The organism is Pseudocitrobacter sp. 73 (assembly GCF_008369545.1).
Classification (GTDB): Bacteria; Pseudomonadota; Gammaproteobacteria; order Enterobacterales; family Enterobacteriaceae; genus Pseudocitrobacter; species Pseudocitrobacter vendiensis.
On sequence record NZ_VTZO01000006.1, the window covers coordinates 276,550 to 295,866 of the forward strand.

Annotated in this window: 18 protein-coding genes and 2 riboswitches; of the genes, 7 read left to right on the plus strand and 11 right to left on the minus strand. The window is 56.4% G+C overall.

Going from position 1 to position 19,317, the window contains the following annotated elements:
• Positions 1-5: 5 nt before the first annotated feature.
• The 6 genes from F0Q32_RS06325 to fbaB all read right to left on the minus strand — a co-directional run bounded on the left by F0Q32_RS06325 (position 6) and on the right by fbaB (position 6,930).
• Complete coding sequence (locus F0Q32_RS06325; RefSeq protein ID WP_149462403.1) at positions 6-869, minus strand: ABC transporter ATP-binding protein; 864 nt, start codon at positions 867-869, stop codon at positions 6-8.
• Positions 841-1,746: an ABC transporter permease gene (locus F0Q32_RS06330; RefSeq protein ID WP_149462404.1), complete on the minus strand. Its 906-nt coding sequence runs from the start codon at positions 1,744-1,746 to the stop codon at positions 841-843. Before F0Q32_RS06330 ends, F0Q32_RS06325 begins: the two co-directional genes overlap by 29 nt.
• Positions 1,743-2,780, minus strand: coding sequence for an ABC transporter permease (locus F0Q32_RS06335; protein WP_149462405.1), 1,038 nt, complete (start codon positions 2,778-2,780; stop codon positions 1,743-1,745). The genes F0Q32_RS06330 and F0Q32_RS06335 overlap by 4 nt, the downstream gene beginning before the upstream one ends.
• Positions 2,777-4,399, minus strand: a complete 1,623-nt coding sequence (locus tag F0Q32_RS06340) for an ABC transporter substrate-binding protein (RefSeq protein ID WP_149462406.1) — start codon at positions 4,397-4,399, stop codon at positions 2,777-2,779. The genes F0Q32_RS06335 and F0Q32_RS06340 overlap by 4 nt, the downstream gene beginning before the upstream one ends.
• A gap of 39 nt (positions 4,400-4,438) precedes the next feature.
• Positions 4,439-5,593, minus strand: coding sequence for a mandelate racemase family protein (locus tag F0Q32_RS06345; RefSeq protein ID WP_149462407.1), 1,155 nt, complete (start codon positions 5,591-5,593; stop codon positions 4,439-4,441).
• Between the two features lie 284 nt (positions 5,594-5,877).
• A complete protein-coding gene (gene fbaB, locus F0Q32_RS06350) occupies positions 5,878-6,930 on the minus strand; it encodes a class I fructose-bisphosphate aldolase (RefSeq protein WP_149462408.1) in 1,053 nt (350 codons plus the stop codon).
• A gap of 247 nt (positions 6,931-7,177) precedes the next feature.
• Here fbaB and F0Q32_RS06355 point away from each other — a divergent pair, with 247 nt between their 5' ends.
• Genes F0Q32_RS06355 through F0Q32_RS06365 form a run of 3 tightly spaced genes read left to right on the plus strand, consistent with a single transcriptional unit; the run spans position 7,178 to position 10,415 of the window.
• Complete coding sequence (locus F0Q32_RS06355; protein ID WP_149462409.1) at positions 7,178-8,461, plus strand: nucleoside permease; 1,284 nt, start codon at positions 7,178-7,180, stop codon at positions 8,459-8,461.
• Positions 8,458-9,462, plus strand: coding sequence for an ADP-ribosylglycohydrolase family protein (locus F0Q32_RS06360; RefSeq protein ID WP_149462410.1), 1,005 nt, complete (start codon positions 8,458-8,460; stop codon positions 9,460-9,462). The genes F0Q32_RS06355 and F0Q32_RS06360 overlap by 4 nt, the downstream gene beginning before the upstream one ends.
• Entirely contained in the window at positions 9,459-10,415 is a 957-nt protein-coding gene (locus F0Q32_RS06365) for a PfkB family carbohydrate kinase (protein WP_149462411.1), read from the plus strand. The genes F0Q32_RS06360 and F0Q32_RS06365 overlap by 4 nt, the downstream gene beginning before the upstream one ends.
• On the opposite strand, the gene F0Q32_RS06370 is transcribed toward F0Q32_RS06365, so the two are convergent.
• Together F0Q32_RS06370 and F0Q32_RS06375 are read right to left on the minus strand one after the other, a co-directional pair.
• Positions 10,389-11,135, minus strand: coding sequence for a GntR family transcriptional regulator (locus F0Q32_RS06370; protein WP_149462412.1), 747 nt, complete (start codon positions 11,133-11,135; stop codon positions 10,389-10,391). The genes F0Q32_RS06365 and F0Q32_RS06370 overlap by 27 nt on opposite strands.
• A gap of 79 nt (positions 11,136-11,214) precedes the next feature.
• Positions 11,215-12,132, minus strand: coding sequence for a LysR family transcriptional regulator (locus tag F0Q32_RS06375; RefSeq protein ID WP_149462413.1), 918 nt, complete (start codon positions 12,130-12,132; stop codon positions 11,215-11,217).
• A gap of 138 nt (positions 12,133-12,270) precedes the next feature.
• On the opposite strand from F0Q32_RS06375, the gene F0Q32_RS06380 reads away from it, so the two are divergent.
• Positions 12,271-14,055, plus strand: coding sequence for an adenine deaminase (locus F0Q32_RS06380; protein WP_149462414.1), 1,785 nt, complete (start codon positions 12,271-12,273; stop codon positions 14,053-14,055).
• Complete coding sequence (locus tag F0Q32_RS06385; protein ID WP_149462415.1) at positions 14,056-15,399, plus strand: NCS2 family permease; 1,344 nt, start codon at positions 14,056-14,058, stop codon at positions 15,397-15,399.
• A gap of 191 nt (positions 15,400-15,590) precedes the next feature.
• Here F0Q32_RS06385 and thiD read toward each other — a convergent pair whose 3' ends face one another.
• Both thiD and thiM read right to left on the minus strand, forming a co-directional pair.
• Entirely contained in the window at positions 15,591-16,391 is an 801-nt protein-coding gene (gene thiD, locus F0Q32_RS06390; protein ID WP_149462416.1) for a bifunctional hydroxymethylpyrimidine kinase/phosphomethylpyrimidine kinase, read from the minus strand.
• Positions 16,388-17,173 (minus strand): hydroxyethylthiazole kinase, encoded by a 786-nt coding sequence (thiM, locus tag F0Q32_RS06395; protein ID WP_149462417.1) that lies wholly within the window; start codon positions 17,171-17,173, stop codon positions 16,388-16,390. Before thiM ends, thiD begins: the two co-directional genes overlap by 4 nt.
• Before the next feature lie 34 nt (positions 17,174-17,207).
• Positions 17,208-17,305: riboswitch (TPP riboswitch) on the minus strand.
• 96 nt (positions 17,306-17,401) lie between these two features.
• Positions 17,402-17,469: riboswitch (Fluoride riboswitch) on the plus strand.
• 77 nt (positions 17,470-17,546) lie between these two features.
• On the opposite strand from thiM, the gene F0Q32_RS06400 reads away from it, so the two are divergent.
• Together F0Q32_RS06400 and crcB are read left to right on the plus strand one after the other, a co-directional pair.
• Complete coding sequence (locus tag F0Q32_RS06400) at positions 17,547-17,969, plus strand: universal stress protein (protein WP_149462418.1); 423 nt, start codon at positions 17,547-17,549, stop codon at positions 17,967-17,969.
• A 15-nt stretch (positions 17,970-17,984) separates the two neighbouring features.
• Positions 17,985-18,359: a fluoride efflux transporter CrcB gene (gene crcB / locus F0Q32_RS06405; RefSeq protein ID WP_149462419.1), complete on the plus strand. Its 375-nt coding sequence runs from the start codon at positions 17,985-17,987 to the stop codon at positions 18,357-18,359.
• Here crcB and F0Q32_RS06410 read toward each other — a convergent pair.
• Positions 18,356-19,264, minus strand: coding sequence for a LysR family transcriptional regulator (locus F0Q32_RS06410; protein WP_149462420.1), 909 nt, complete (start codon positions 19,262-19,264; stop codon positions 18,356-18,358). The two genes, crcB and F0Q32_RS06410, sit on opposite strands and share 4 nt — an antisense overlap.
• Positions 19,265-19,317: the final 53 nt, after the last annotated feature.

The window sequence follows — 19,317 nt, forward strand, 5'->3', positions numbered from 1 at the left end:
GCTCCTTATTCCATCAGCCAGCTGGCCTGGCGCTGAAGCACCGGCAGTACCGGGCGGCGCTGATGCATATCCGGCAGCGAGTTAATCAACCCCTGCGTGTAGGGATGCTGCGCCTTATCGAGATCTTTCGCGGCAATCGATTCCACCACCCGCCCGGCGTACATCACCAGCACGCGGTCGCAAAAACTGCGCACCAGGTTGATATCGTGGCTGATAAAAATCAGCCCTAACCCGCGTGATTTCACCAGATCGTCGAGCAAGCCCAGCACCTGCAAACGCACGGAGACGTCCAGCGCCGAGGTCGGTTCATCGGCGATCACCAGTTCCGGATCGGTTATCAGCATCATGGCGATCATGACGCGCTGCCCTTGCCCACCAGAAATTTCATGGGGATAGAGCGCGTAAACGCGCTCCGGCTGGCGAATACGCACCACTTCAAGCATCTCCATCGCTTTAGTTTTCGCCTCGGCTTTACGCCCAGGATGGTGCGTCAGCCATGCTTCAGCAATCTGATCGCCGACGCACACCACCGGGTTGAGCGAATATTTCGGGTCCTGCATGATCATCGAAATTCGCTTACCACGAATGCCGCGCATCTGCGCTTCCGTGGCATGCTGCAAATCGATATCACCGAACTGCATCCGCGAGGAGGTAATCCGGGATTTTTTCGGATGCAGATGCAACAGCGCACGCCCGACGGTCGATTTACCCGAACCTGATTCGCCAACAATCGCCAGCTTTTCGCGTCCCAGTTGAAAGGAGACACCGCGCACCGCGTGGGTCACCGCCTGGCCGTTAACAAACTCGACGTGCAGGTCGCGCACATCAAGCAACGGCGTATTACATGCTGCGAGGATCGAGGATGTCACGTAAGCCATCTCCTAAGAAATTGAATGCCAGACTGTTAATCAGAATCGCCAGCCCCGGGATTGTCACCACCCACCAGCACTCCATCATGTAAGTGCGACCGCTGGAGATCATCGCCCCCCACTCCGGTTCCGGCGGTTGCGCGCCAAGGCCGAGGAAGCCGAGCCCGGCGGCGGTCAGGATAATCCCCGCCATATTCATGGTGATACGGATAATCACCGACGGCAGGCACAGCGGCACAATATGTCGCCACAGCACGCGTACCGGTGATGCGCCCTGCAAACGGACTGCCGAAATAAAATCAGCCTGACGTAGCGAGAGTGTTTCGGCACGCGCCAGGCGCGCAATCGGCGGCCAGGCGGTTAAGGTAATTGCGATCACCACATGTTCAAGCCCTGGCCCTAACGCGGCGACAAACGCCAGTGCCAGCACCAGGCTTGGGAAGGAGATAAAAATGTCGGTGACGCGCATCAACACCATATCGACCTTTCCGCCAAAATAACCTGCGGTAACGCCGAGCAGCAGCCCCAGTGGGCCGACGGTAACCGACACCAGCAGTACGATGTAAAGCGTAATGCGCGAGCCGTACACCAGACGGCTGAAAATATCGCGACCAAACTCATCGGTACCAAACCAGTGCTGCGCGTTGGGCGCGATAAGCGCGTTATTGAGGTCCTGCACCAACGGGTTATACGGCGCGATGAGCGGCGCAAAAATCGCTACCACCAGCAGCAGGAAAATAATCCCGCCGCCAATAGCGGTCAGCGGGTTCCGCGCCATCTTGCCGATAAAGCCGCTCGTACGCTGTAGCGCACGTTTGATGCGCGCCGCACCTTCCCCATCACCTGCACGTACCGGCGTATCCAGAGAAACGGTCATGATTTTGTCCTCGGATCAAAGAGTTGATAAAGCATGTCGGAAAGCAGGTTGAGCATCACGAAGATAACCCCGACCACCAGCACGCAGCCCATCACCGCGTTCATATCACCCAGCAGCAGGCTGCCGGTAAGATAGGAGCCAAAACCCGGCCATGAGAAAACGGTTTCAATCAGCACGGCGCCTTCCAGCAGTGAGCCGTAGGCCAGCGCGACGACCGTCAGCAGTTGTACCAGAATGTTGCGAAACGCGTGATTCCAGATAACCTGACGTTCGGTCAACCCCTTCACGCGGGCGGTGATAATAAATTCCTGCGATAACTGCGCCAGCATAAAGCTGCGGGTCATCCGGCTGATGTAGGCCAGCGAATGGAAACCGAGCAGCGCGGCAGGCAGGATCAGATGGTTTATCGCATTCCAGAACACCGTACCGTTGCCCGCCAGTAACGCATCAACGGTCATTAATCCGGTACGACGCGGCACGAGGCCGTCCAGACCTAAATCCACGCGCCCTGCGCCGCCCACCCAGCCGAGCCACGCGTAAAACACCAGCAGCCCCATCATCCCAACCCAGAAGATAGGCGTGGAGTAGCCTGCCAGACTGATAATTCTCACCACATAGTCGGAAACGCTGTTACGACGCGCCGCCGCCAGTACGCCCAGTGGAATGCCGAGCCCGGCGCCGACAATGATCGCCATCGTCGCCAGCTCCATGGTGGCCGGGAAGACGCGGATAATATCGTCGAGCACCGGTTTGCCGGTGAGCAATGCGTTGCCTAAATCACCGTGCAGCAGGTTGCTGAAATAGATACCAAACTGCGCCGCCAGTGATTTATCAAAGCCCAGTTGCTGATAAACCTGCTGATAGGTGCTTTGATCCGCATCGGGTCCGACAATCGCCAGCACCGGGTCGATGGGCATCACGCGCCCGATGAAAAACGTGAGTAACAGCAGGCCGAATAGCGTAATTGCGACCTGCATCAATCGCTTAGAGAATCGCCGGGCGCGCGAGCCTGACGCAAGTATGACCATACTCATCCTTTATCTCCTTCGCTGACTTTATAGACTTCACGCAAAAACGTGGTGGCCGAGGGGTGCGACTGGAAATCTTTGACTTCATTACGCACCACCACCGAATCTACCATCTGCGACAGTGGTTGCAGCGCCGGGATGAGCTGGTCATAACGGGTCTGGATTGCCTGATAGTCGGCCTGCTGTTTTTGCGGGTCGCGTTCAAGCAACGCCGTATCGATCATCTCGTTCAGTTGCTTGTCGTAAAAACCGGTGCGCCAGCCCTGAAAGTTAGTCAACCGCGCTTCATCGCTGTTGTCCGGGTTGTACACCAGCGCACGCAGGCTGGAGTGCGGGTGCGGCTCCATTCCGCTGCCGCCGCGCCCCACCAGCAGGTCAAATTTGCGTTCGCGCATCGCGCCATAAATCTGGTTACCGGTGCCGGTAATGATTTTGGCGTTAATGCCCGCCTGCATCAGCGTTGACTGAACGGCAATCGCAATATTGAGGAATGGCTGATCGGCCAGCACGCGCAGCGTGGTGTCAAAACCTTCAGGATAACCCGCTTCTGCCAACAGTTTTTTCGCCCGCGGAATATCGAGCTGATAACCAGGGTCAGGCAGCGTTGACGGCATACCGGCTTTGATAGGACGCTGGTGCAGCACACCGTATCCCGGCATCAGCGCTTTGTTGATCCCCTGATAATCAATCAGATAGCGTACCGCTTCGCGCACTTTCGGGTTGGCAAAATGGGCCTCTTTCATGCTCATCGCCACGTAATACACCGTGCCTTTCTGCACGGCCTCTACCGTCAGGTCAGGGTCTTTACGCAGAGCATTGATATCGGACACGGCCATATTATTGGCGACGTCCAGATCGCCCTTTTCAATCATCAGACGCAGGGTTTGCGACTCCTGAAAATGGCGCAGCACCACCCGGCTCATTTTGGCTTCTTCCCGCCAGTAGTGCGGGTTGCGCTTCATGCGCAGCACATCTTTCGCCTGCCAGGTTTCCAGCATGAAGGGGCCGGAACCGGCTTCGTTGGTGGTCAGCCAGCGATTGCCCCAATCGTTATTGGCTTCATGCTGCTGTACGGTTTTGCTGTCGAGCACCCCCAGGTTGCCAAGCGCGCCGAGGGAATAAATCACCAGTTGCGGATCGTTAGCCTTCGGCAGCGTGATTTGCACCGTATAACGGTCGGGCGCGCTCACCTGGTTATCGATATTTTTCTTACTGAAGCCGTAGGATTTCCACACCGACGCTTGCGCAAGGTTCAGGTGCAGAATACGGCGCATCGACCACACCACATCATCAGCCGTAAGCGGATTGCCGGAATGGAAAGTGACGTTATCGCGTAAATGGAAAGTCAGGACTTTGCCGTCCGGGCTAATATCCCAGGATTTCGCCAGCGCCGGTTTCACGTTGGTCAGCTGATTGGCATCGAGCTCCACCAACGAGTCGTAAAGGTTAACGACAATACCCACCACCTCGTTCCCGGTCATCGCCGCCGGGTCGAGCGTCAGCAGGTTGTTCATATTCATACCAATGATGAGCTGATCGGGGGGCGTTTTCGCCAGCGCCGCCCCGCTCCCCATCATCAGCGACAGCGCGAGTAAACACGCGCCCGCAAGGGAAGATTTTTTCATCTGTGTATACCGTTTGTAGGGTTGAAGTATTTTTATCTGTCAGTCGTGGCTGACGGTATTGGCTTCGATATACGCAAAATTAATGTCTTCCCCGAGACCCGGCCCCTGCGGCAGATGCACAAAACCATCGACGTCCATAGGGTCCACAATCGAGTTCAGGTAAGCCGCGGGCTCATCGTAATTCAGGAATGGATGCAGCAGGCCGCGCTCGTACCAGCGACAGTTGCGAATCGCCCCCACCACCGCCAGGCTTGCCGCACCGTTGCCGTGCACTTCGCAATCCATACCGAAGGATTCCGCCAGCGCCGCAACTTTCATGGTCGGCGTGATGCCACCGACGCCGTTAGCGCCCGCACGCAGAATGTCGCAGGCTCCGGCTTTCACCCAGTCGGCGCGGCTGTGGTGCTTCCCACCAAAGCTTTCCGGGCCAATCACCGGAATAGAGAGATTTTCCGCAAGCCAGGCATAAGACGACATGCTGTCCTCCTCCATTGGCTCTTCAAACCAGGCGAAGTTGAGTTTTTCCAGCTCTTTACCAATCCATAACGCTTCGGTGCGGCTATACCAGTGGTAGCCGTCAATCATCAGGTCGATGTCCGGGCCGACGGCTTCACGCACGGCGGCGCAGGCTTTGATATCCATTTTCGGGTTCGGCGCAAAAGAAACCGGCGGCATCCAGGTGTGCAGTTTGATAGCCTTATACCCGCGCGCCACCAGCGTTTCGGCAAACGCTGCGTACTCTTCCGGCGTGGAGAGCCCGCCTTTCAGATCGTCGCCGCACATGGTGCTGCCGTAGGCCGGAACTTTGTCACGAAAGCCGCCCAGCAGTTTATACACCGGCATGTTGAGTTTGCGGCCCATTAAATCCCACAGCGCCTGCTCGACAAACGACAGCGCGCGCTCGGTCAGTTGATGTGCGCTCCCGCGCTGCCAATGGACTAAATCCTGCCAGATACGCTCGCGGTTAAACGGGTCCTGCCCGACCAGCACCTTGCGGAAAAAGGTATTCACCACAAACGGGCGTACCACTTCCGGCGGGGCAAACGAAAAACCCTGAGTGCCGTCATCAGTAGTTATCGTGAGCATCGCCATTTTTGCCAGGCTTTCCGCACCCGGGTGCGAATGGCCTGCGCTGTCGGAAACTCGACGTGTAGGGTATTGAAAAACAGTGACGTTTACAGATTCAATTTTCATTATGTGTCCTTAGTACAACAAAATAGTGGGCATTGCGGATGCCACAACCCTGTGACTTACACTTCCCGGCAAGCCGGTTTTAAGTAATTGAAAAAGCGTTTCACTGGATAATCTAAGCACAAAATATGAGGCCTGCCTCGGACAAATCCCGCTAACGATTGACTGTTTTTTGGGCATAAGCACGAGAGGACGTGACTGTTTTCACAAAAGGAGGAGGAAATGTGAGGGGGATCGTTACGAGAAAAGATAAACCCGGCGAGGCCAAACCTCACCGGGAAAGGTCATTATGCGATGGTGACTTTACCATCCAGATAGACATCCTGAACCGCGTTAATCAACTGCACGCCATCGGCCATTGATTTCTTGAATGCTTTACGCCCCAGGATCAGGCCCATTCCGCCCGCGCGTTTATTGATAACCGCCGTACGCACCGCGTCGGAAAGGTCGGTTTCACCGCCCGCCGCGCCGCCGGAGTTAATCAACCCGGCACGGCCCATATAGCAGTTCGCCAGTTGGTAGCGCACCAGGTCAATCGGGTTCTCGCTGGTGAGTTTGCTGTAGACGCGCTCGTCCGTATAGCCAAAGTTCACCGCCTTATAGCCGCCGTTATTCTCGGCCATTTTCTGCTTCACAATATCCGCGCCGATGGTCGCAGCCAGATGATTGGCCTGACCGGTCAGGTCTGCGGAAACGTGATAATCCACGCCATCTTTCTTGAACGCCGGGTTACGCAGATAGGCCCACAGAACGGTAACCATACCCAATTCGTGCGCGCGTTCAAAGGCCGCGGAAATCTCTTCAATCTGGCGACGAGACTCTTCGGAGCCGAAATAGATGGTGGCGCCTACGGCAACGGCACCCAGATTGAATGCCTGCTCGACGCTGGCATACAGCGTCTGATCAAAGGTGTTCGGGTAGCTCAGGGTTTCGTTGTGATTCAGCTTAACGAGGAAAGGAATGCGGTGCGCGTAACGACGTGAGACGGAAGCCAGCACGCCATAGGTTGACGCCACGCAGTTACAGCCCGCTTCAATCGCCAGCTCAACGATATTTTTCGGATCAAAATAGAGCGGGTTAGCGGCAAACGACGCCCCCGCAGAGTGCTCCACGCCCTGGTCAACGGGCAAAATCGATAAGTAGCCGGTTCCGGCCAGACGTCCGGTATTATAAAGCGTCTGCATGTTTCGCAGTACGGCTGGCGGACGGTTGTTATCCATCATCACCCGGTCAACGTAATCGTGACCCGGCAGGTAGAGTTGATCGGCTGGAATAGTCATACAACGATGCTGTAAAAGGCTGTCGGCGTCTTTGCCAAGCAATTGCGTAATATCAGTCATAGCGATGCTCCCGTAATGCCAACGTCGTGTCGGCGTGAATTTCCTGCCCGGAATTTTTGGGCAGCAATAAGTCTGGTCGTGGATACGGGAATTTTCCATTCTCTCGCCACTTTTAAGCGCAATCTGCTGGCACGATTCATGGACGGCAAAGTGTTACACCGGTCAAAGTTTCACCTTAAAGGTATTTAAAAGGTATTACATGGTGGTATTGTCTCTACGTACCTTACCTGTCATGAAGGATTTAAAGATGAAAACTACAGTAAAGCTGTCGTTCATGATGTTCATTGAGTGGTTTATCTGGGGCGCGTGGTTTGTTCCCCTGTGGCTATGGCTGAATAAGAGCGGATTCACGGCAGGCGAAATTGGCTGGTCTTACGCCTGTACGGCCATTGCGGCGATCCTCTCGCCGATTCTGGTCGGCTCGCTGACGGACCGTTTTTTCTCGGCACAGAAAGTTCTCGCGGTACTGATGTTTGTTGGCGCGGTGTTGATGTATTTTGCCGCACAGCAAACCACGTTTGCCGGGTTTTTCCCGCTGTTGCTCGCCTACTCGCTCACCTATATGCCGACCATTGCGCTCACCAACAGCATTGCCTTTGCCAACGTGCCGGACGTCGAGCGCGACTTCCCACGCATTCGCGTCATGGGAACCATTGGCTGGATAGCCTCCGGCCTGGTGTGCGGTTTTCTGCCGCAAATGATGGGCTATAACGATATTTCACCGACCAACGTTCCGCTATTGATCACCGCGGGGAGCTCGCTGCTGCTGGGGATTTTCGCCTTCATGCTGCCGGATACCCCACCGAAAAGTACAGGAAAACTGGACCTCAAAGTGATGCTGGGTCTGGATGCGCTGATCCTGCTGCGCGATAAAAACTTCCTCGTCTTTTTCTTCTGTTCATTCCTGTTCGCGATGCCGCTGGCGTTCTACTACATCTTCGCCAACGGGTATCTCACCGAAGTGGGTATGCAAAATGCGACCGGCTGGATGACGCTGGGACAGTTCTCTGAAATCTTCTTTATGCTGGCGTTGCCATTCTTCACCAAACGCTTTGGCATTAAAAAGGTATTATTGCTTGGTCTTATCACCGCAGCAATTCGCTATGGTTTCTTCGTCTACGGCGGTGCAGAGCAATACTTCACTTACGCCCTGCTGTTCCTCGGTATTTTGCTCCACGGCGTAAGTTACGATTTCTATTACGTGACGGCCTACATCTATGTGGATAAAAAAGCGCCGGTACACATGCGAACTGCCGCGCAAGGCCTTATCACTCTCTGCTGCCAGGGCTTCGGTAGCCTGCTCGGCTACCGTCTGGGCGGCGTGATGATGGAAAAAATGTTTGCTTATAAAGAGCCGGTGAATGGGTTGACCTTCAACTGGGCGGGCATGTGGGGCTTCGGCGCCATCATGATCGCCGTTATCGCCGTGCTGTTTATGATTTTCTTTCGCGAGTCGGACAAAGAGATCACCGCCATTAAGGTGCAAAACGACCCACGCGACACTGCACTGACACAAGGGGAAGTGAAATGAAAACAGAACGTATTCTTGGCGCGCTGTACGGCCAGGCATTGGGCGATGCGATGGGAATGCCTTCAGAGCTTTGGCCTCGCTCACGCGTGAAGGCGCATTTTGGCTGGATTGACCGTTTCCTGCCGGGACCCGCCGAGAACAATGCGGCCTGCTACTTTAACCGCGCGGAATTCACGGATGATACGTCGATGGCGCTGTGCCTCGCCGATGCCATTCTTGAGCGTCAGGGGAAGATCGACCCGGATCTTATTGGCCGTAATATTCTGGCCTGGGCGGAGGGCTTCGACGCGTTCAATAAAAACGTGCTGGGCCCAACCTCCAAAATTGCGCTTAACGCGATTCGTGAGGGTAAGCCTGTTAGCGAACTGGAAAACAACGGCGTCACCAACGGCGCGGCAATGCGCGTTTCGCCGCTGGGTTGCTTACTGCCCACGGGCAATCTCGATGAGTTTATTGATGATGTGGCGCTTGCTTCCAGCCCAACGCATAAGTCCGATCTTGCGGTCGCCGGTGCGGTGGTGGTGGCCTGGGCCGTCTCACGCGCCATCGACGGCGATAGCTGGCAGACCATTGTCGATTCGCTGCCTTCAGTGGCTCGCCACGCGCAAGAAAAACGCGTGACCACCTTTAGCGCCTCCCTCGCCGCGCGTCTGGAACTGGCCTTAAATATTGTCCGCACGGCTAAGGGTACGGAATCCGCCAGCGAGCAGCTTTACCAGGTGGTCGGCGCGGGAACCAGCACGATTGAATCCGTTCCGTGCGCCATCGCAATGGTTGAACTGGCACAGGGCTGCCCTAACCGTTGTGCCATTTTATGCGCCAACCTCGGGGGTGATACGGATACGATCGGGGCGATGGCAACCGCGATTTGCGGCGCACTGGGCGGCATTTCCGCTATTGACCCATCACTAAAACAGCAACTTGATGACGTCAACCAACTCGACTTTAACCGCTATGCAACCGCGCTGGCACAGTATCGCGAGCAACGGGAGGCATTATGAAATTTGCGTCACGTTTAGCCACCTTAGGCAACCAACGGCCGATCACGGTTGTCGGCGCGGCGGTGATCGACGTGATTGCCGATGCTTATGCCCTTCCCTGGCGCGGCTGCGATATCGAGCTGCATCAGCAAGGGGTCAATATTGGCGGTTGCGCGCTGAATATTGCGGTGGCGCTGAAACGTCTGGGAATGCAGGCAAATAATGCGTTGCCCGTCGGCCAGGGTGTCTGGGCTGAGATCATCCGCAATAGTCTGGCCCGCGAGGGGCTTGTCAGTTGCATTGACGGTGTTCAGGGCGATAACGGCTGGTGTCTGGCGCTGGTTGAGCCAGATGGCGAGCGCACGTTTATGTCGTTCAGCGGCGTTGAAAATCAGTGGACTCACAACTGGCTGGCGCAGTTGTCAGTCGCTCCACAAAGCCTGGTGTCGCTTTCAGGTTATCAGCTTGCGTCACCTTGCGGGGAGTTGCTTGTCAACTGGCTTGAAAGTCTGCGAGACGTCACGCCATTTATCGATTTTGGCCCACGCATTGCCGATATCCCGGATGCACTGATGGCTCGCACTATGGCCTGCAAGCCGGTTATTTCGCTTAATCGCCAGGAAGCCGAAATCGCCGCCACACGCTTTAATTTACCGACGGAAACCCGGCAGCTCGGTAACGCTTGGCTTGCGACGTTTGGCACGCCGCTTATCGTGCGACATGATAAAGAGGGAGCATGGTACTTCAGCCAGGAGGAACAGGGGCTGGCAGCACCGTTTCCTGTGACGGTTGTTGACACCATCGGCGCGGGCGACAGCCACGCGGGCGGCACGCTGGCGGGTCTTGCTTCTGGCTGGACGCTCGGCGAATCCGTGTTGCTCGGAAACGCGGTAGCGTCCTGGGTGGTGGGTCACCGGGGCGGCGATTGCAGCCCAACGCGCGAAGAACTACTCCTCGCACACAAAAACATATAAATCACTGCGGCAGTGGCTGATGCTGTACTCAATCGGCTGCTGCTGCTGGTCAAGCGCAACCTGTTTGATAACCAACACCGGGATTTTTTCATCCATTTTGATATGCGACTGAAATTCGGCATCCGGCATCCGCGCGCTGACTCTTGAGCGTGTGCGCTGTGGAAAGATATGCTGACTGCGAAAATAGTCGTACAGAGAAACGCCTATCTCATCCACATCATGAATCAACTGGGCGGGAACCCAGGATTCTTCAATAGATACGGCCTCTTCATCCACATACCGAATACGTTTGAGCAAAAAAACGTCACTTTCCGGCGCAACGGCCAGCTGTGAAGCCACCTCTTCCGGGCAAGGAACTATACGCTTATTCACCCACAGGGTATCCGGCTTTTTCCCCCGCAGCACAACCTGTTGCGAAAATCCGCGCGCTTCCTTCAGGGAATACTCAAAAATATTATTAATTTGCGTGCCATAACCCCGCGCGCGCGTGACCACGCCTTCATCTTCCAGCGTTTGCATCGCTTTGCGCACCGTTATACGCGACACGCCCGTTAACTGGCTCAGGTCACGTTCGCCAGGCAGAATATTGCCATGTTCGAGTATTCCGCTGCGTACGGCATTTTTCACTGTTTCAGCGAACTTCAGATACAGCGGCGTGTTATCTGCCGCAGCAATACGCTCAGTAATTTGCGCAATCAGACGTGTATGTGCTTGTTCCATTTATTTTTCCCTGCAATGGGCCCCGAGCCAGTATAGGTGGCGCTACGCCGGAAGACTACTCCCGACGAGGAAATGGTGTTCATTCATTCCGCACAGCTTGCTGTAATAGTATAAAGGCCTGTTCGACCTGCGGCGGCAACGGTGCTGCGTTGCGCAACAACGCGACGGTGCGCGTGAGTTCCGGCTGCTGAAGCTGCAACACTTTTAGCTGTGGATCGCAGAGATGCGCGGTATAAAGCTGCGGCAAAATGGCCGCCGCCAGCCGGGAGCGCACCAGGCCGTACAGGGTTTCAATGTAATCAACGTGATAGCGAATATGTAGCTTGAGACGCTGACTCTCGTCCAGCGCCCCTACCAGCCGCTGAATATTGCCTTTGGAAAAGACGGCCACATCGCGGCCAGCAAGCTGCTGCCACGGAAGATGTGCCGATTGAGCAAGGGGATCGTCGGTATGCAATACAGCGACAAAAGGGTCCTCCAGCACCGGGAAAACCTGTAATGCCGGAGAGACAGAACTGTCCAGCGCGCCAATGCCGAAATCCAGTTGCCCGTTCACTATCTGCGTTGCTAACGCATCGTTAGTGAGATCGTGAAACTCCACCTTCAGCCGGGGAAAAGCTTGCGCCAGCCGTTCAGCCACGGAGGGGAACAACAGCGAACTGACCGACGGCACAAGGCCAATACGCAAAGTGCCGTCGCCCCCGGATTCGACAATTTGCCGCATATCGCTGAACGCCTGCTGGGCGACGTAGAGCACCCGCTCGGCATGAGGAAGAATGGCAACGCCCAACTCCGTCAGCGTCACGGCGGCGGCGGTCCGGTTCACCAGCTTACCGCCCAGCACCGTTTCAATCTGCCGCAGCGCGCTACTCAATGCCGGCTGACTTATCGCGAGCTTACTGGCGGTGTCAGTGAAGTGACGCAACTGAGCCAGGGTAACAAAATACTGAAGCTGCTTTAAAGAGAGTGCGGGAAGCCGTTGCCAGGGTTCAGTCATGATAGGTTTCGCATTGTTCGTTTGTTGCAGAATAACCTTTTCTTATCAGGTGATAAATTTTTTCAGCGAGGCAAACGTTTGCCATCATCTTCCACACTTCGTAAAGTAGCGCCCATATTGAATGACCGGACGATATTTATGTGTACTACTGCCTCCCCTCGCCGCCGGGCGATAGACGCCGCAAAAGGCGACGCGCCTTTCGATCTCCTGCTTACCGATACCCGCATTGTGGATATGGTCACCGGCGAAATTCGCGAAGCGGATGTGGGTATCGTCGGTGACATGATTGCCAGCGTGCATCCGAGCGGTAGCCGAAGCGACGCCGCCGAGACGCACTCGCTGGCAGGCGCTTACCTCTCACCGGGTTTTATCGACACCCATGTACACCTGGAAAGTTCACATCTTCTTCCCGCTCGTTATGCGGAAATCGTGCTGGCGCAGGGCACTACGGCAGTCTTCTGGGACCCTCATGAGCTGGCAAACGTACTGGGCGTGGAAGGCGTGCGTTTTGCCATTGATGCCAGCCGCAATCTTCCTTTGCAGGTGATGATCGCCGCACCGTCCAGCGTCCCTTCCACACCGGGGCTGGAGATGTCAGGTGCCGATTTCGCCGGCGCGGAGATGGAAACCATGCTCAACTGGCCGGAAGTGCGTGGTGTCGCGGAAGTGATGGATATGCATGGCGTGCTGAATGGCAGCACGCGGATGCAGGAGATCCTTAGCTGTGGCTTACAGAGCGGAAAGCTAATTGAAGGCCATGCACGCGGGTTGAACGGGGCCGGGTTACAGGCTTACCTCGCAGCGGGCGTGACGTCGGATCATGAACTCACCTCCGCCGACGATGCGCTGGAAAAACTGCGCGCCGGTCTCACGCTGGAAATCCGGGGTTCGCATCCTTATCTGCTGCCGGATATCGTGGCGGCGCTGAAGACGCTCCCGCATCTCTCCTCGCAGATTACGCTCTGCACCGATGATGTGCCCCCGGATATGCTGCTGGAAAAAGGCGGTATCGTGGCGCTGCTGAATCTGTTGATTGAGCACGGTTTACCCGCCGTCGATGCGCTGCGTTTCGCGACGTTCAACGGTGCTTTGCGGCTTAAGCGCGATGATTTAGGGTTGATTGCCGCTGGTCGCCGTGCGGATTTGGTGGTGCTGGATTCCCTGCAAACGATTCGACCACGCCAGGTCTACGTCGGCGGGAAACTGCTTGCCCGCGATGGTGCAATGATTGAGCCGCTGTCGGCGGCGAGTCACCCCGCATTGCCAGATACCATGCATCTTGCGCCGCTCAGCGCGGACGATTTTGTCCTGCGCATCGCCGACGTTGAACATGGCGACGCGCGGCTGAAACATATTCGCGGCGCGCGTTTTACCGAATGGGGTGAAGTTGATGTGCAAATCCGCGAGGGCCACGTTGTGCTCCCAACCGGGTTCAGCCTGATTTGGGTTCAGCATCGCCATGGACGTCACGAGGCAAAACCGCAAATCGCCCTGCTGGAAGGCTGGGGCGAACTTCAGGGGGCTATCGCCACCAGCTACTCTCACGATTCACATAATCTGGTGGTACTGGGACGCTGCCCGCAAGAAATGGCGCTGGCAGCCAATACCCTGATTGCCAGCGGCGGCGGGATGGCACTGGTGCAGCATGGCGAGTTAGTTGCCCACGTGGCGATGCCGATTGCCGGGATGCTCTCCGATCTACCGGCCCCTGACCTGGCGGCCGCATTCCGAGACCTGCGCGAGCGTAGCGGTGACATTGCCGACTGGCAGCCGCCGTATCGGGTATTTAAGGCCATTGAGGGCACCTGCCTGGCCTGTAACGCCGGGCCACATCTGACGGATTTGGGGCTCACCGATGGCGCAACGCGTCAGATTGTTGACCCCGTTATTCACTCTTCGCATCAGGAAAGGAGCGCCGACTAAATGGCCGACCACTCAATCAATACGCCTGCCTCTGAGAGCTGGCTGGAACGTTGTTTTGCCCTACGCGCTCGCGGAAGCTCTGCACGTACCGAATGTCTGGCGGGTATCACGGGGTTTCTTGCCGCCGCTTATCTGCTGGTGGTGATCCCCGGACTGCTGGCTGCGGGCGGGATGGACAAAGGCGCGGCGACCACTGGCACCATTTTGGTGTTTGTTGTCGGCACGCTGCTGATGGCGTTTTATGCCAATCTGCCGTTTATAGTTGGCCCGGGGATTGGCGGCTCGGTCTTAGTCGGAGTATCGCTGGCCGGGAACGCCGGAATTGGCTGGCCGATTGGGCTGGGAATTGCCTGCTGGTCCGGCGTGCTGTTCTTCCTGCTCACCCGTTTTGGCCTGCGTGAAGTGGTTACCCGCTCGGTGCCGCAATCCATCAAACTGGGGTTGACGGCGTCTATCGGTATTTTTGTTGCCCTGCTCGGTTTTCGTAATGCCGGGTTGGTACTGGCAAGCGCCAAAAACAACGCGTTGATGCTGGGCGATTTTCTTTCGCCGGGTGCGCTGGTGGCGCTGTGCGGGCTGTTTCTGGCGATTGCCCTGCAGGCACGTCGTATTCCTGGTGCTATCCTGTGGGCGATTCTGTGTGCGACGCTGGTGGGTATCCCGGCGGGCGTCACGCACCTGCCATCCAGCTTTATCGCCCTGCCCCATTCATTAACACCGGTGTTTGCGCAGGTGGATATCATTGGCGCGCTGAATATTGCTTTCCTGCCTTATCTGTTTGTCTTCTTCGCCTCGGAGTTTTTCTCAACCATGGGCACCACGCTTGCCGTCGGCGGTGAAGCGGGACTGCTGGATGAAGAAGGCAACATGCCGCACATCAACCGCCCGTTTATAGTTGACTCCATCGCTGCCGCGCTGGGCCCCTGGGTCGGCATTCCGGCCGCGACGGCGCTGATTGAGTCCTCAGCCTCGGCGGAAGCAGGCGGTAAAACCGGCATGACTGCGCTTGCCGCCGCCATCATGTTCTTGCTGATGCTGCTGTTCACCCCCGTTGCGCTGATGATCCCCAAAGAAGCCACTGCCCCGGCGTTGATCCTGATTGGCCTGAATATGTTTAGCGGCCTGCGCAAGGTGGATTTGGCGAATTTCACTGACGGCTTACCGGTACTGATGATGGTGATGATTACGCTTATCGCCAACAGCTTCGGGACAGGTATCGCGGGTGGATTGCTGTTCTATGTGATGATTAAAACCATTGCCGGGAAGTGGCGTGAAATCCCTCTCGGCTTGTGGATTCTGGCGATACCGCTGGTGTATTACTTTGCCACGCTGGTGCGCCATTAATCAGGCATTCATCAAGCGCGTTTTGGTGGTGTCGTGCGGGTATTTGCCTGATGCGGCGCAAACGCCTTATCCGGCCTACAAAACATTGCAAATTCAATGCATTGTGCACACTCTGTAGGCCTGATAAGCATAGCGCCATCAGGCAATTTTGCATTTGCTATCCGTCCAAATGCGGGCTTTTCAATGTGCTATTACCACCAGGCGTGAAAATGGTGCACCGGGCCAATACCACTACCAACTTCCAGCGTATCGGCCTGGGCCAGCGCGGCTGAAAGCCAGGTTTTCGCTTCCTGCACCGTGTCGCCCCAGTTGCTATGGCGTGGGCGCAGTGCCGCCAGCGCGGCTGATAATGTACAACCGGTACCGTGGGTGTTTTTGGTCATGACGCGCGGCGCGGTAAAACGCAGCTCGCCGTCGCGGGTGAACAGCCAGTCGGGGCTTTCCGCATCATCCAGGTGACCGCCCTTCATAAGCACTGCGCCACACCCCATCGCCAGCAGCGCGCGACCCTGTTCCAGCATTTCACGCTCATTACGCGCATGCGGCGCATCCAGCAGTGCCGCCGCTTCCGGCAGATTCGGCGTAATTAACGAGACCTGTGGCAGCAGACGTTGACGCAGGGTTTCAACCGCCGCGGGCGATAACAGCGCATCGCCGCTTTTGGCCAGCATGACCGTATCCAGCACCACATTTTCCACCCGATGGCGCTGTAATCGCTCCGCCACGGCTTCAACGATATCAGTTTCTGCCAGCATACCGATTTTGGTGGTATCGATGCGCACATCGTTAAACACGGAATCCAGCTGTGCGGCGACAAAATCCGGTTCAATACGATAGACGGACTGCACACCATGGGTGTTTTGCGCCACCAGCGCGGTGATCACCGAACAGCCATATGCACCCAATGCTGAGAAGGTTTTCAGATCAGCCTGAATCCCTGCCCCACCACTTGGATCGGTACCCGCGATCGTTAATGCGTTAATCCGTTTCATGCCAGTGCCTCCCCATTCAGTGCATACAGTGCATCAAGAAATGCCGGGACAAAACTGCCCGGTCCGTTATCGACCGCCGCACGACTACCGGCCAGTTTCATCAAGGCGCAGGCAGAGGCAACGTTATCCAGCCTGTCGCCCGGTAGCGCACAGCTTGCCGCGACGACCGCAGACAATGCACAGCCCGTCCCCACTACGCGGGTCATCAACGGGTTGCCGCCCGTTATCGCGATAACGCGTTGTCCATCGGTGATGTAATCCACTTCGCCCGTCACCGCCACAACGGTATTGATCTGACGCGCCAGAGCCTGCGCCGCCGGTAGCGCAGCAGCGGCGGTATCGGTGGTATCCACGCCGCGCCCGCCCGCGCTCATTCCTGCCAGCGCCATAATTTCGGAGGCATTCCCCCGAATGGCGGCAGGTTTTAAGGTCAACAGATCGTGGCAAAATTCCGTGCGCAGCGTTAACGCACCCACGGCGACAGGGTCGAGAGTCCAGGGTTTACCCGCCGCGTTCGCACTCAGCGCAGCGGCTTTCATCGCCTGCGCGCGCGGCTGCGTTAACGTGCCAACGTTTATCAATAACGCATCAGCAATGGCAGAGAATTGCGCAGCTTCCTGCGCATCAATCACCATCGCGGGGGATGCGCCGAGCGCAAGCAGTACGTTGGCGGTGAAGGTCTGCACGACGTCGTTTGTCATACAGTGAACAAGGGGGGCGTGATGACGAAAAAGATGTAACGAATGCGCGATTTGCGCAGGGCTAAGCGGCTCAGCTTGCATGGTTTGCTCCTGCCAGAACGTCCAGAAGCAATGACCTGACGGTCTCTGACTTCCCTACGCTGGCATTATCCAGATCAGGTGGTACGGGTTTTTCTCAGCCTTCACTGTGGAAGGGCACCCCGAGTCATTAATACAACAAATTCGTGTATCGCAGCAGGTTACGGCAAGTGCCGGGCGGAAGCAAGCCGCACAAACTATTTGCATTCCCCCCATCATCGGTCCAAAATTATTCACAAAGGTGATGGCGTTCCACCTTTCCCAACCGCCCTGCTGGGGCTGATGACGCCTGGTATACCCTCTTAACATGGAGGTATGTCAGGCTGTCTTTCGTTCGAAGACCCGCGCATACCTCGCAACCTGACGAGGTTTTTTTATGCCTGTTTACAACCATGCTCTGGTGCTGATCAACAGCAGTCTTGATGGCATTCCCCTGCTTGATCACGCCGCAAAAATGGCGCAGGAGAACGCGATGACGATAACCATCGCGCACATCAGCACCGATTATCGCGCCCTCAATTATGTCTCCGACAGCCTGATGGATGATGTGGTTTCGCAGGAAGTCATTCAGGCCAAAGCCCTGTTGAGCGAGCTGGCGGAATCCGTTTCGCTACCGGTACAAACGCTGGAACTGGTCACGACCCGTCGCTTTGAGGATGTCGAATCCTGTATCCGCGATCGCCGTATCGATCTGGTCATCGCCGGGCATCACAATCGCCTGCTGGGCGTGCTCGCCTCCCACTCCCTTGAGTACATCAACCATCTGACGGTGGATGTGCTGATCAAACATTTAGCATAAGGATTTACGCGCGTGATGTATCGTTCATTACTGGCCGTTATTATTGGTGGCTCTACCGGGTGTGTCATTCGTTGGTGGCTGTCGATGAAGCTCAACAGCCTTTTCCCCAGCCTGCCGCCGGGAACATTGGTGGTTAATCTGGTCGGTGGTTTCATTATTGGCGCGGCGCTGGCGTTCTTTTTGCGCCAGCCGCAACTGGACCCGGCATGGAAGTTACTGATCACTACCGGTCTTTGCGGTGGGATGACGACCTTTTCCACCTTTTCGGCGGAGATCGTCACCCTTTTGCAAAACGGCAACTATCTGTGGGCGATGATTTCGGTGATGACTCACGTGGTGGGATCGCTCCTGATGACCGCTGCCGGATTCTTTTTGATGACGTTGGTTTAGCCCCTGCGCTGCACCAGCGCTTCACAGCGTTCCTTCACCGCCTCATACAACAACCGCACCGCAGGCGAGAGCTGCTTGCGATGCGGGCAAATCATATTCAGCGGCACACCGTCGCCCTCGTAGTCCGGCAGCAGCAATTTCAGTCGCCCCTGAAAGACATCTTCACTGACGTCGAGCCAGGACTTATTGGCAATACCTTCCCCGGCAATTGCCAGTCGGCGAATCACTTCTGCATCATCGCTGATAATTGTGCCGTTTACCTGCACCTCGTGAGTTTCTCCCCCGGCGGTAAGCGTCCAGCGATCAAACAAACGACCTCGCAGCACATACGTCAGCGCATCACACTTTTCTAAATCAGCGGGCGTTGCCGGTTCGCCATTTTTGGCGATCCACTCTGGCGATGCGACCAACACGCGTCGATTATCCGGTGCGATGGGCAGCGCAACGTACGACGCATCCTCATTGGTGCCGTAGCGAAATGCGACATCAACCGGATCTTTAAACACATCCGTCACCTGGTCCGAGAAAAGAATGCGCAGCTTAAGCGCCGGATGACGCAGGCGAAACTGGCGGAAAATACCGAGTAGCAGGTTTCTCCCGAGGTCCGAAGGCACCGCAATTTGCAACGTACCGCGAATTTCATCATCCGGCGTTTGAATCTGCTGGAGCCCGGCCTGCATTGTTTCCAGCATTTGGGTGGCGTAAGGCAGCCAGGTTTCACCCTCTGGCGTCAAGCGCAGGCTACGGGTTGAGCGGGCAAACAGGCGAATATTGAGCGCCGTCTCAAGACGTTTAATGGCGGAACTCACCTGGGCAGGTGGCAGACCCGCCTCGCGCGCCGCGTCGCTGAAACTGCTCAATGCCGCCGCACGCACGAACAGGGTTAAATCTTCCAACCTGAGCATTTTCACTCCTCAACGATAAGTCCTGTCGCCGTGAATGGATTTTTCCGGCAAAT